Origin of the sequence: Halomonas sp. B23F22_20, from assembly GCF_043496985.1 — a bacterium.
In the GTDB taxonomy this organism is placed as follows: Bacteria; Pseudomonadota; Gammaproteobacteria; order Pseudomonadales; family Halomonadaceae; genus Halomonas.
Window position 1 is genome coordinate 14,006 of the sequence record NZ_JBIEKH010000025.1, and the last position, 11,739, is coordinate 25,744.

Annotated in this window: 9 protein-coding genes; 5 read left to right on the forward strand and 4 right to left on the reverse strand. The window is 66.1% G+C overall.

Features of this window, described 5'->3' with window-relative positions; genetic code table 11:
• Window positions 1–594: 594 nt before the first annotated feature.
• From ACGTN6_RS17600 to ACGTN6_RS17610, 3 genes are all read left to right on the forward strand, one after another.
• Entirely contained in the window at window positions 595–1,179 is a 585-nt protein-coding gene (locus ACGTN6_RS17600; RefSeq protein ID WP_394594096.1) for an OmpW/AlkL family protein, read from the forward strand.
• Between the two features lie 719 nt (window positions 1,180–1,898).
• On the forward strand, window positions 1,899–2,588 hold the full coding sequence (locus ACGTN6_RS17605; RefSeq protein WP_394594098.1) for a hypothetical protein: 690 nt from the start codon (window positions 1,899–1,901) through the stop codon (window positions 2,586–2,588).
• A complete protein-coding gene (locus ACGTN6_RS17610; RefSeq protein WP_394594101.1) occupies window positions 2,585–2,899 on the forward strand; it encodes a helix-turn-helix transcriptional regulator in 315 nt (104 codons plus the stop codon). The genes ACGTN6_RS17605 and ACGTN6_RS17610 overlap by 4 nt, the downstream gene beginning before the upstream one ends.
• 54 nt (window positions 2,900–2,953) lie before the next feature.
• Here ACGTN6_RS17610 and ACGTN6_RS17615 read toward each other — a convergent pair whose 3' ends face one another.
• From ACGTN6_RS17615 to ACGTN6_RS17625, 3 genes are all read right to left on the reverse strand, one after another.
• Window positions 2,954–6,073 carry an efflux RND transporter permease subunit gene (locus ACGTN6_RS17615; protein ID WP_394594104.1) on the reverse strand — a complete coding sequence of 1,040 codons (3,120 nt, stop codon included), beginning with the start codon at window positions 6,071–6,073 and terminating at the stop codon, window positions 2,954–2,956.
• Window positions 6,070–7,362 carry an efflux RND transporter periplasmic adaptor subunit gene (locus ACGTN6_RS17620; protein WP_394594107.1) on the reverse strand — a complete coding sequence of 431 codons (1,293 nt, stop codon included), beginning with the start codon at window positions 7,360–7,362 and terminating at the stop codon, window positions 6,070–6,072. The genes ACGTN6_RS17615 and ACGTN6_RS17620 overlap by 4 nt, the downstream gene beginning before the upstream one ends.
• A gap of 689 nt (window positions 7,363–8,051) precedes the next feature.
• Window positions 8,052–8,486 (reverse strand): REP-associated tyrosine transposase, encoded by a 435-nt coding sequence (locus tag ACGTN6_RS17625; protein WP_394594109.1) that lies wholly within the window; start codon window positions 8,484–8,486, stop codon window positions 8,052–8,054.
• Window positions 8,487–8,822: 336 nt separating this feature from the next.
• Here ACGTN6_RS17625 and ACGTN6_RS17630 point away from each other — a divergent pair, with 336 nt between their 5' ends.
• Together ACGTN6_RS17630 and ACGTN6_RS17635 are read left to right on the forward strand one after the other, a co-directional pair.
• On the forward strand, window positions 8,823–10,094 hold the full coding sequence (locus ACGTN6_RS17630; protein ID WP_394594111.1) for an ATP-binding protein: 1,272 nt from the start codon (window positions 8,823–8,825) through the stop codon (window positions 10,092–10,094).
• Window positions 10,095–10,113: 19 nt separating this feature from the next.
• Entirely contained in the window at window positions 10,114–10,653 is a 540-nt protein-coding gene (locus tag ACGTN6_RS17635; protein WP_394594113.1) for a response regulator transcription factor, read from the forward strand.
• A gap of 299 nt (window positions 10,654–10,952) precedes the next feature.
• Here ACGTN6_RS17635 and ACGTN6_RS17640 read toward each other — a convergent pair whose 3' ends face one another.
• Complete coding sequence (locus ACGTN6_RS17640) at window positions 10,953–11,723, reverse strand: 3-hydroxybutyrate dehydrogenase (RefSeq protein WP_394594116.1); 771 nt, start codon at window positions 11,721–11,723, stop codon at window positions 10,953–10,955.
• Window positions 11,724–11,739 lie beyond the last annotated feature (16 nt).

Sequence of the window (11,739 nt, forward strand, 5' to 3'; positions counted from 1 at the left end):
CTAGTCGCCACATAGCGACAATCAGAGTTAAGAGACTCACCTTAAGCAAGGAAGGGTACCGTAGACGCGTACAATAGCGTTTGCTAAAATAGCCAAGTCGAACAAGGTTATTTCCTGTGCAGTATTCAGCCTAACTCGCCCCGATTGATAGGTCGTGCTCAGGATGTCAACCAGGCCACGCGGCAAGTGAAGCCATGGCTGTAGCCCTCCTCGAGCCTGCCAGCCCCTCGCAGGCGCACCACATAAGAAAGTCATCGCTTGGCAGCAGGTCGACCCAAGCAGCCCGAAAGTCAGGAAACATAGCAAGGCTTCAATGACTCGGCCCTAGCCATGAATAATCATGAACAATGTCAAATTCGGCATGGATATGTTTTATCTTTCAAGTCAGGTAAGCCAACTATTTGGATATATTACTTGGCGCAAGTCGAGAATAACGTCAAACTTCGGCGGGTGACTTTGTAGCACCGCACCAACCTGCCAAGATGGCGACTAAATAGTCACAAAATGTCACACCCGGCTTTGAAGACAAACACATCAAAAGACAATGATTCTTAGGATTCGCAGGGAATGCCCCAACATGAAATGGAGATCATCATGAAGCGAACTGCCCTACTCACCATCGGCACCCTGTCCACCATGCTCTTGGCCAGCTCCGCGGCCATGGCGTATCAGGCGGGCGACGTCTACGTCCGCGGCGGCTACGCCAAAAGCGACATCGAGACCCACAACGTCTCCGACGAAGGTGGCGCCACTCTGGCCGGTGGTTATCTGTTCCACGACAAGTTCGGCATTGAACTGTCCACCAGTGAAGAGATCGAGCACGACTTCGGCCTGGCCGGCCAAGAGTTAGGCACCGTCGACCGCCTGCCGGTCAACCTGCTGCTGAACTATTATCCGCTGGGTGGCCTGGATTCTCGCGTTCAGCCTTACATGGGACTGGGCGTAAACTACACCCACTTCTCTAACGTTGACACATCAGCGGGTGATATCGACATCGATTCTGATTACGGCGTAACAGGCCAGTTGGGCGTCGACCTGATGGTGAATGACTATCTCAGCGTCTCCGGCTTTGCCCAATATGCCGATATCGATGCGGAAGCCGAGCGCAACGGCAATGACCTCGGCACCGTCAAGCTCAACCCCGTGACCATCGGTGGCGGCATCACGTATCGCTTCTGATGCCGTTGCCGCATGACGCGTAACACATGCCGGGCCCAGCGCCCGGCATGCTTGCGTTTGGGCGATGGCGAGCCGGAGCCACCAAGCAGGTTTTCGTGGGAGCGCAGCTTGCTGCGTGAGGGGTGACTGGATACCTCGAGGCTCCGCTTTCGCGCTCTGAAGAGCGCTCCCACAGGGCTCAGTGCCACCGGCAGGTCTTCGTGGGAGCGCACGGTCCGGCGTTCCGGCTTGCTGCGCGAGGGGTGACTGGATACCTCGAGGCTCCGCTTTCGCGCTCTGAAGAGCGCTCCCACAGGGCTCAGTGCCACCAAGCAGGTTTTCGTGGGAGCGCAGCTTGCTGCGCGAGAAGTTGGGGTTCTGGATACTATCGGGCGCCTAACGGCGCCATTCGCCGAAAAGTGCCTCTCAGCAAGCCAGAGCCACCGGCAGGTCTTCGTGGGAGCGCAGCTTGCTGCGTGAGGGGTGACTGGATACCTCGAGGCTCCGCTTTCGCGCTCTGAAGAGCGCTCCCACAGGGCTCAGTGCCACCGGCAGGTCTTCGTGGGGGAACACGGTCCGGCGTTCCGGCTCGACTGCACGGAGGCGAACAGGGGCTGGCTCATTCAAATGAGCAGTATGACGCTCAAAAACTATCACCTCGCCTATTTTTGAGCAGCTTACTTCGCATTTTCTGTCACTGGACACTATCATGAGCACTATACTGCTCATGATGATTCGCCATGCAACTGACCCTTCAGATCTATCATCAAGCACGCTGGCAGGATGCGGCGCTCGTCGAACTGCCCTCCCCCGAGCTGGGAACCCGAGGGCCTGCCAGGCTCGGCTACCTTCAGGAGTATGCCCTGGCATGGATGTTCCACGATGATGAACACGCCTGCAGCCTGACCCTGCCCGTCGAACTGATGATGACCCATCGTTGTGGCCGCTGGTTCGGCTTTCTCGAGGACATCATGCCCACAGGTGCCAGCCGCCGATATTGGGTCGATCATCTGGACCTTCAGGATCTCAGCGCCGGCGAGCAGGACAGCGACCTGCTTAACATGGCCTTCGGCAACTCCGACAATCACGGCCGCAATGCCGCCCTGCTCAAGCGTCCCGAGGGCATCTGGCATGCCCCGGTCTACGACTTCGCGCCCATGAAGGCCGACCCGGAGGGCATCACCCGGACTACCCAGTGGGGGCCTGAACTGGAACGAGGCGGCGACATCGACTGGCCAGCCGTCGCCGACAGCCTGGGCGACCTGGTGGCGCCGGAGCGGCTGATGGCCGAGTTGCAGGCGCAGGGCGAACGGCTGAGAGGCCTTCGCGACCGACTGGCGGATCGCGGCGTACCGGCGCGCATCCTGGATATGCCGGCGGTGGGGTTGAACCATCTCGATGCCCGCCTGGCACGCTGGGGGCTGGCATGAAGCCTCGACTGCGCTCTCCAGACGACCGCCAGGCGGCACTGCTCGAACAGTTACGCCTGCTGATGCGCGGCGAGACGACCGAGGGCCGCGTGCTGCGCACCCTGCGCCGCGAGGTGCTTGGCCTGACCCAGACGGCCTACGCCGAGCTGGCCGGCGTCAGCCGGCGTACCCTGTCGGACATCGAGCGGGATGCGGGCAACGCTTCCATGGCGAGCCTCGATCGAGTCTTCCGGCCGCTGGGGCTCAGGGTCGGCCTGCTGCCACGGCAGCCCGAGCTACTGGCGGAACTGGTCGAGGGCGGTGCTCTCTGACCCACCTCCGATCGGCGGATCGGCTGCCCCCTACAAGCCACCCGGCCGCCGGGCTCAGGTCGATTCCGGCAGCGCATCGCGCCCGAGGCGCATGCGCAGGTGTTCCAGGTAGCTGAGCAGCGCCGGGATCACCGCCAGCACCAGCAGCGTCGAGAGCCCGAGGCCGAAAGCGATCGACACCGCCATGGGAATCAGGAACTGGGCCTGCAGCGAGGTCTCGAACAGCAGCGGCATAAGCCCGCCGATGGTGGTCAGCGAGGTCAGCACCACCGCCCTCACCCGCTGCACCACGGCCTCGTTGAGCGCGGCGTCGATCGCAAGCCCTCGGTGACGCTGCTGCCGATAGAAGGTGACCAGGATGATGGCGTTGTTGACCACGATGCCGGACAGCCCGAACAGGCCGAAGAGCGACAGCATGGTCAGGTCCAGCCCCAGCAGCCAGTGCCCCACCAGCGCCCCCACCAGGGCCAGCGGAATGATCGCCATGACGATCAGCGGCAGGCTCCAGGAGGCGAATACCCAGGCCAGCACCACGTACATCAGCGCCAGCCCGACCATCAGCCCGACGCGCATGTCGGCGAAGGTGTCGCGCTGGTCGGCGGCGCGGCCCTCGAAGCTGTAGCGCACGCCGTGATCGCGCATCAGCGCCGGCAACACCGAAGCCTCGAGGTTGGCAAGGATGCGATCGGGCGTGTTGACCGCGGTGTCCACTTCGGCGGTGACCTCCACCGCCAGGCGCCCGTCGGCATGGCGCAGCGCCTCGAACCCCTGGCGATGGTCAAGCGACATGACCTGGTCGAGGGGCACGAAGCGCCCGTCCGGCGTGCGGATCGACAGCCGCGACAGCGAGGCCAGGCGCTCGCGCTGCTCGCGGGGCAGCAGCACCCGCACCTCGACTTCGTCGGGCCCGTCCTGGTAGACCTGCACCAGCTGACCGTCGAAGGCGGCACGCAGCTGGCGGCCCAGCTCGCGGGTGGTCAGCCCCAGCGCCTCGCCGCGCGGGCTGACCCGGTAGATCAGCTGCTCGCGGCCCCAAGGCATGTCGTCCTCGGTATCAAGTACGCCGGGTAGCTGGGTCAGGGAACGCGACAGCGACTCGGCGGCACGCTTCAGGGCCTCGGCGGACTCTCCGGTCAGGCGCACGTTGACGTCCTTGCCGGGCGGCCCGGCGCTGCGCTCGGTGATGGTCAGGTTCTCGAGCCCCGCCGGCAGGGCCAGGCGATCGCGCCAGGCGCGGATGAACTCGGCGTTGCGCACGGTGCGGTCGTCGGAAGGCACCAGCTCGACCATGATCGAGCCCAGGTTATCGCCGCTTCGCCCGGCCGCGCCTTCGGCGATCACCGCGCCGTGACGGGTCACGGCATGGCTGACCAGCTCGCCGCCCAGCGCCTCGTCGGTGGCCTCGAGGCTCGCCTCGAGCCGCGACAGGAAGGCGTCGATCCGCTCGCGATCGGTGCCGGCGACGAAGCTGGCGTTGGCGTAGAGCACGTTGGGCTCCGGCGTGGGGAAGAAGTTGAAGGCCAGCCGCCCGCCGACCAGCAGCCCCACCGTGGCCAGCACCACGGCCACCGCCGCGGCCAGGGTGGCGGCGCGGTAGCGCAGGGTCAGCGCCGAGAAGCGCCGGAACGGCCCCTCGCGGAAGGCGTCGAAGGCGGCCTCGAAGCGTTCGCGGGCGCGCGCCAGCGGGTGGCGCCTGGCGGAACGGGCGGGCACGAAGGCATTGCGCAGGTGCGCGGGCAGCACCACGAAGCACTCCAGCAGCGAAGCGACCAGCACGCAGATCATCACCATCGGAATGTCGCCGAGGATGCTGCCGATCACGCCGCCCACCATCAGCAGCGGCATGAAGGCCGCGATGGTGGTCAGCGACGAGGCCATGACCGGCCACAGCATGCGCCGCGCCGCACCTTCCGAGGCGTGCCGCGGCGCCTCTCCCTGGCGGAAGTGGGCGTCGGCGTCCTCGCCGACCACGATGGCGTCGTCGACGATCACCCCCAGCGCCATGATCAGCGCGAACAGCGAGATCATGTTGATCGAGCCGCCGATGATCCAGAAGGTCGCCATGGCGCCGAGAAAGGCCGTGGGGATGCCGATCGCTACCCAGAAGGCCACCCGCGCCGGCAGGAAGAAGTAGAGCAGGCCCAGCACCAGCAGCAGGCCGCCCAGCCCGTTGCCGATCAGCAGCCAGATGCGCTCGGCAATCAGCTGCCAGGTCTCGTCGTGGACCTCGAGGGTCACCGTGGGAGGGAGCCCGGGGCGGGTCTCGTCGAGCCAGCGCTGCAGGGTGTCTGCAGCCGCCAGGGAGTTGCCGTCGGCGGTGCGCTGCAGCAGCAGCTCCACTGCCGCCTGGCCGTCCTGGCTGAGGGTGACTTCCCCTTCGCGAGGTTCCTGGCGGATGGTTGCGATATCGCCGAGCCGTATCTGGACGCGGTCGCTACTGAGGATCGGCAGCTCGGCGAAGCCGGCCGCACTGCGCCGCTGCTCGATGGCGCGCAGCTCGCGGGCACCGTCCTGCTGGCCGAGCAGCCCGGCGGGCAAATCACGGGACATGACGTCGATGCGCTCGGCGATTTCGTCGAGGCTCAGCTGCAGGCCCTGCAGCCTTTCCGCGGGCACCTCGATGCTGATCTGCTGCTCGGGCAGACCCTGGGTTTCCACCCGGTCGATACCCGCCTGCAGCAACGAGTCCTCCAGGCGGTTGGCGAGGTGGCGCAGCTCATCGGCGGATACCCCGCCGTGAATCAGCAGCCTCGCCACCGGCTCGTAGTGTGCCATCCGGCTGATCCGCGACTCCTCGGCGTCGACCGGCAGGTGGGTGAACTCATCGACCCGCTGGCGCACGTCGTCCAGCGCCAGCACCGGGTCGGTGTCTTCGCGGAACTCCAGGGTGATGCTGGAGACGCCTTGGGCCGACGTCGAGGTCATGCGCTTGAGGCCGTCGACGCTGCGCAGGCGCTGCTCCAGCGGCTGGGTGATGCCCTGCTCCACGTCCTCCGCGGCGGCACCGCTCCACACCGTGCTCACGCTGACCACGTCGAGGGCGAAGTCGGGAAAGAACTGGATGTTCATGCGCGTCAGGCCCAGGGCGCCGCCCAGCAGCATGACCAGCATCACCAGGTTGGCGGCGACTCGGTGATGAACGAAGAAACCCAGCGGCCCGCCGCGGCGGCTCATGCGTCCTCCTCGTCGCCGGCGACCTCGACCTTGAGCCCCTCGACGGCATTAGGCAGGTGGGTGACGATCACCCGCTGGCCGTCGCTGAGCCCTTCGCCGCTGACCAGCACCCAGCTGTCGCCCGACGGGGCGAGACGCGCGCCGGCGCTATCACCGGGGCTGGTTCCACGACCCGCCACATCGGGGCCGGCCACCAGGCCATGGCGCAGCACCTGGAGGCGATGCATGCGATCGTCGGCGTCGCGCAGGTAGAGCACATCGTCGCCGTACAGCGCACTGGCCGGCACCGCCAGGCTCTCGGGCACGGCCGGACGCTGCAAGCGCACGTCCACCAGGCTGCCCGGTCGCAGGCCATGGGGCTCGCCGTCGAGCCGCAGGATCGCCTCGGTGCCGCCGGGGGCGCTCTCGCCGACGAAACCGTTCAGCCGGAAGCCCGCGCCCTCGCCCTCGCCGAGGGCGATCGGGTGCTGTCCGGCATCCAGGGCGGCCTGCAGCTCGGCGAGATAGGCGTTGGGCACCAGGGCACGCAGCTCGAGGCCGTCTAGGGGATAGATCGACAGCAGCTCGGCACCTTCAGCGACACGCTCGCCGGGCGCCACGGCCACGCTACTGACGATGCCATCGAAAGGCGCCGCGACGCTGGAACGCTCGGCGTCGCGGCGGGCCTCGGCGAGACTGGCCCGGGCCTCGGCGAGCCCCGCCTCAAGCTGCGCCAGCCGTGCCGGGTGCCCTGCAATGGCGCCTTCGCGGGCATCCACGGTGACGCGGGCCTGGGCCAGGGCATCGCGGGCATCGTCCAGCGCCGACGGCGAGGCCAGGTTGCGGTCGGCCAGCGAACGGGTTCGCGAGAGCCGCCGCTGGGCGTTGTCGAGCAGTTCCCGCTCACGCGAGAGCGCCGTCTGGTCGCTTTCCTGACGCACCCGCTCGGCGTCGATCTGCGCCTGGAGGTCGGCGACCCGGGCCTCGGCGCGGGCAACCACGGGCGCCACGTCGGCCTCGTCGAGGGAGACCAGCGTCTCGCCCTCGGCCACCCGCTGGCCATCGCGCACCGGGCGGCTGGCGACGCGGGCGGGGAGCGGCGCGGTGAAGGTGATCGTCTCCGGCGCCACGATCTCGCCATACAGCGGCAGCAGCGGCGTGTGCGATGCCAGCTCGACGACAAGCGTCTCGACCCGCCAGCTGCGCTCCTGGGGCGCCACCTGGGCAGGCTCGGGCCGGGTGGCGCGCAGCCCCAGGAAGGCCCCCAGGCCAAGGGCCAGGAACAGCACGGGGATCAGCAGTCGTCGCATCGAGCACGCTCATTGGCCAGGATTCGAGATCCCCAATATACAATACCGACCGGCTCCGACGACCAGCGCACACCGAAAAGCACCCCTCAGCGAATCGGAGCCACCTGCCAGGTTTTTGTGGGAGCGCACGGTCCGGCTCCGGCTCTGCGGCGCGAGGGATGACCGGATACCTCGAGGCTCCGCTTTCGCGCTCTGAAGAGCGCTCCTACAGGGCTTGAGTGCCACCAGCAGGTTTTCGTGGGAGCGCACGGTCCGGCGTTCCGGCTTGCTGCGCGAGGGGTGACTGGATACCTCGAGGCTCCGCTTTCGCGCTCTGAAGAGCGCTCCCACAGGGCTTGAGTGCCACCGAGCAGGTTTTCGTGGGAGCGCACGGTCCGGGTTCCGCTCTGCTGCGCGATGGGTGACTGGATACCTCGAGACTCCGCTTTCGCGCTCTGAAGAGCGCTCCCACGAAAAGCACCCCTCAGTGCATCAGTGCCACCGAACAGGCATTCGTGGGAGCGCACGGTCCGGGTCCGGCTTGCTGCGCGAGGGGTGACTGGATACCTCGAGGCTCCGCTTTCGCGCTCTGAAGAGCGCTCCCACGAAGAGCCCCACTCAGCGAGTCGGAGCCATCGGACAGGTTTTCGTGGGAGCGCAGCTCGCTGCGCGATGGTTTTTGTGTTGTCTACCATGAGGCTCAGCGAGGTTCACAACCAGACCGCATTCCAGTAAGGGTAATCAGTAATATGGCTCACAAGCCCAGCTCTCAGGGGGTTGGCCACCACATAGCGGGCCATGGCCTTGAGCTCTTCCTCATGTCGCAGGGCATGATCGTGGAAACCCGGCTGCCAGATTGGCTTGCCGACTGCGATGGATACCCGCGACTTATAGATTCGCACCAGCAAGGACAGGTCACCCTTCAACTGTACTAGCCAGTGAACATGGTCAGGCATGACCACGTAGCAGAGCGTATCGCCGTGCTGGACGACGGCCGGAGCATAGAATTGGCGAGAGGCGCTGGCAGCATGTCGGTAATCGCGGAACACCGGGCGACGGGATGCCGTCACCATGGTGATCAGGTAGCAGTAACCGGGCGAGGAACTGCGCCCCTTCCTGAGGCGGCAAGAGTGGGAAGCCGGCATGATGAAAGTTCACTTCTTGTGACCTCCATCCACCCTAGCAGCTGCAGAGGATCCTCGCGCCATGCAAGTCGGAGCCACCGGCAGGCTTTCGTGGGGGCGCACGGTCCGGCGTTCCGGCTTGCTGCGCGAGGGATGACTGGATACCTCGAGGCTCTGCTTTCGCGCTCTGAAGAGCGCTCCCACAGGGCTTGAGTGCCACCGGCAGGTCTTCGTGGGCGCGCAGATCTTCTGCGCGATTGTCCAGCATGCGATGCGCCGGGCGACAGATCGCCGCGGGGCGACGGGCGCCCCCGGGGATCGGTTATCATCGTTCAGCCCTTGTCTCGTGGAGTGCCCATGCAAGCCGCCCTGCCCCTGCCGCTGTCCACCCCCAACCGCAACATGGTGCGCCTGACCATCGTGCGCGGCATCACCTGGACCGGCTTCCTGACCGGCATCGTCATCGGCGTGCAGGGGCTCGGCTTCGAGCTCGACCTGCCCGCTGTAGGCGCGGTGATCGTGGTGATGGCGCTGATCAACATCGGTACCTGGTGGCGGCTGGGCCGCCCGCGGGACGTCACCCATCGCGAATACCTGGCGCACCTGCTGGCCGACATGGCCGGCTTGACCCTACTGTTCTACTTTACCGGCGGCGCCACCAACCCGTTCATCAACTATTACCTGGTGCCGGTGACCATCGCCGCCGCGACCCTGCCCTGGCGATATGCCTGGGGCGTGGCCGCCGCCGGCCTGGCCGGCACCAGCTTCCTGATGTTCTTCTATCATCCGGTGCCGCAGCTCGGCCTGCCGCATCTTCAGGACGGCATCAGCCTGCATATCCTGGGCGTATGGATGAACTTCGCGCTCTCCGCGGGCCTGGTGACTTTCTTCATTTTCAAGATGGCCCGCGCCCTGCGCGGCCGCGAACAGGCCCTGTCGCGGACCCGCGAGGCGGTGCTGCGCAACGAGCAAGTGCTGGCGGTGGCTACCCAGGCCGCCGGCACCGCCCACGAGCTGGGCACCCCGCTGTCGACCATGGCGGTGCTGCTCAAGGAGATGCGTGAGGATGCCAAGGGCAACGAGCTGCTGGAGAAGGACATCGACCTGCTGCGCGAGCAGGTCGACACTTGCAAGTCGCGGTTGCGGCACCTGGTAGACAACGCCGATCGGCGGCGCATGGCCCGCCCCGAGATCCGCGATGCCCAGGAGTGGTTGGCCGAAGTGGTGCAACGCTGGCTGGTGCTGCGCCCCGACGTCGGCTATCGGCTTGAGGTGACCGGACGCCGGGGCACCCCGCGCCTGGCGGTGGACACTACCCTCGCCCAGGCGCTGACCAACCTGCTCAACAACGCCGCCGACGCCAACCCGAACGACATCATGATCCAGCTCGACTGGAACCCCGATGAGGTGGTGATCGACATCCGCGACCACGGCCCCGGGGTCTCGCTGACCATAGCCGACCAGCTCGGCGAGACCTTCGTTTCCACCAAGAGCAAGGGGTTGGGGATCGGTCTGTTCCTGACCCACGCCACCATCAACCGCTTCGGCGGCGGGGTGAGACTGTACAATCATCCCGAAGGCGGGACCCTGACCGAGGTGACACTGCCTCGCAGCGCGCCCGCCAACTGACACGACCCGCGAGGAAGCCATGCAAGAGACTGCCGAACGCCTGCTGATCATCGACGACGACGAGATGTTCTGCCATGTGCTGCATCGCGCCATGAGCCGGCGCGGCTTCGATGCACTGGTGGCCCACGATGCAACCCAGGCGCTGTCGCTGGCACGTCAGCACCGCCCGACCATGGCCACCCTGGACCTCAAGCTGGAACAGGAGTCGGGCCTCAAGCTGCTGCCCGAGCTGCTGGCACTGGTGCCGGACTGCCGCGTGGTGGTGCTGACCGGCTACTCGAGCATCGCCACGGCGGTGGAAGCCATCAAGCTCGGCGCGGTGAACTACCTGTGCAAGCCGGCAGACGCCGACGAAGTGCTGACCGCCCTTTCCCGTGAGGAAGGCGACCCCGAGGCCGAAGTCGCCGAGCATCCGCCGTCGATCAACCGCCTGACCTGGGAGCACATCCAGAAGGTACTCCAGGAGCACGACGGCAACATCTCCGCCACCGCCCGAGCGCTCGGCATGCACCGCCGCACGCTGCAGCGCAAGCTGCAGAAGAGGCCGGTGAGGCGCTGAACCCGGCTTTGCCGGAGCTGGAAGCTGGAAGCTGGAAGCTGGAAGCTGGAAGCTGGAAGCTGGAAGCTGGAAGCTGGAAGCTGGAAGCTGGAAGCTGGAAGCTGGAAGCTGGAAGCTGGAAGGCAGCATGAACCCCGCCATCATGGGGTCAAGGGTTTTCTTCCAGCTTCAAGCTTATGACTTCAAGCTCCGGGCGAAGCCCGGCCGGGTTTTCTTCAAGCTTCCAGCTTAAGCCCGCGAAGCGGGCGTTCTTCCAGGTGCGAAGCACCGCTCTTCAAGCTTAAGCCGGTGAAGCCGGGCTACTGCGCCGTCCACCCCAGATCGATATTCCAGCTGGCGCCGGTGACGGCGCCGGCGGCGTCGGAGGCGAGGTAGCCGACCAGCGAGGCGACTTCGTCGGGGTCGATGAGTCGCTTGACGGCGGCGTTCTTGAGCATGATCTGCTCGATCACTTCCTGCTCTTCCATGCCGTGCAGCTTGGCCTGGTCGGCGATCTGGTTGTCGACCAGCGGTGTCTTCACGTAGGCCGGACACAGGGCGTTGGCGGTGATGCCCTGGGGGCCGCCTTCCAGCGCGGCAGTCTTGGTCAGGCCGATCAGCCCGTGCTTGGCGCTGATGTAGGCGGACTTGCCCGGCGAGGCGACCTGGGCATGCACCGAGGCGATATTGACGATACGGCCCCAGCCGGCTTCGCGCATCGACGGCCAGGCGGCCTGGGTGAGCAGGAACGGCGCGGTCAGCATCAGGTCGATGATGCGCCGCCACTGCTGTTCGGGAAAGTCCTCGATCGGCGAGACGTGCTGGATGCCGGCGTTGTTGACCAGGATATCGAGCCGGCCGAAGCGCTTCAGGGCATCGGCCACCGCCGCCTTGCAGGCCTCGCCATCGGTCAGGTCGGCCTGGAAGAAAGCGGCCCCGGCACGTTCCGCGACCTCCTTCCCGGCGGGATTGAAATCCACGGCCAGGACCTGATGCCCCAGTTCACAGAAGTGGCGTACGACGGCCTCGCCGATCCCGCTGCTGGTGCCTGTCACCAGCGCGACGCGTGGGGTGGTACTTTGGGCGGTCATGGTATCTCCTCGCTCC

What these genes read in the sequence shown, in the direction of transcription:
- ACGTN6_RS17600 (WP_394594096.1), top strand. Translation starts at nt 595, where the DNA reads ATGAAGCGAACTGCCCTACTCACCATCGGCACCCTGTCCACCATGCTC.
- ACGTN6_RS17605 (WP_394594098.1), top strand. Translation starts at nt 1,899, where the DNA reads ATGCAACTGACCCTTCAGATCTATCATCAAGCACGCTGGCAGGATGCG.
- ACGTN6_RS17610 (WP_394594101.1), top strand. Translation starts at nt 2,585, where the DNA reads ATGAAGCCTCGACTGCGCTCTCCAGACGACCGCCAGGCGGCACTGCTC.
- ACGTN6_RS17615 (WP_394594104.1), bottom strand. Translation starts at nt 6,073, where the DNA reads ATGAGCCGCCGCGGCGGGCCGCTGGGTTTCTTCGTTCATCACCGAGTC.
- ACGTN6_RS17620 (WP_394594107.1), bottom strand. Translation starts at nt 7,362, where the DNA reads ATGCGACGACTGCTGATCCCCGTGCTGTTCCTGGCCCTTGGCCTGGGG.
- ACGTN6_RS17625 (WP_394594109.1), bottom strand. Translation starts at nt 8,486, where the DNA reads ATGCCGGCTTCCCACTCTTGCCGCCTCAGGAAGGGGCGCAGTTCCTCG.
- ACGTN6_RS17630 (WP_394594111.1), top strand. Translation starts at nt 8,823, where the DNA reads ATGCAAGCCGCCCTGCCCCTGCCGCTGTCCACCCCCAACCGCAACATG.
- ACGTN6_RS17635 (WP_394594113.1), top strand. Translation starts at nt 10,114, where the DNA reads ATGCAAGAGACTGCCGAACGCCTGCTGATCATCGACGACGACGAGATG.
- ACGTN6_RS17640 (WP_394594116.1), bottom strand. Translation starts at nt 11,723, where the DNA reads ATGACCGCCCAAAGTACCACCCCACGCGTCGCGCTGGTGACAGGCACC.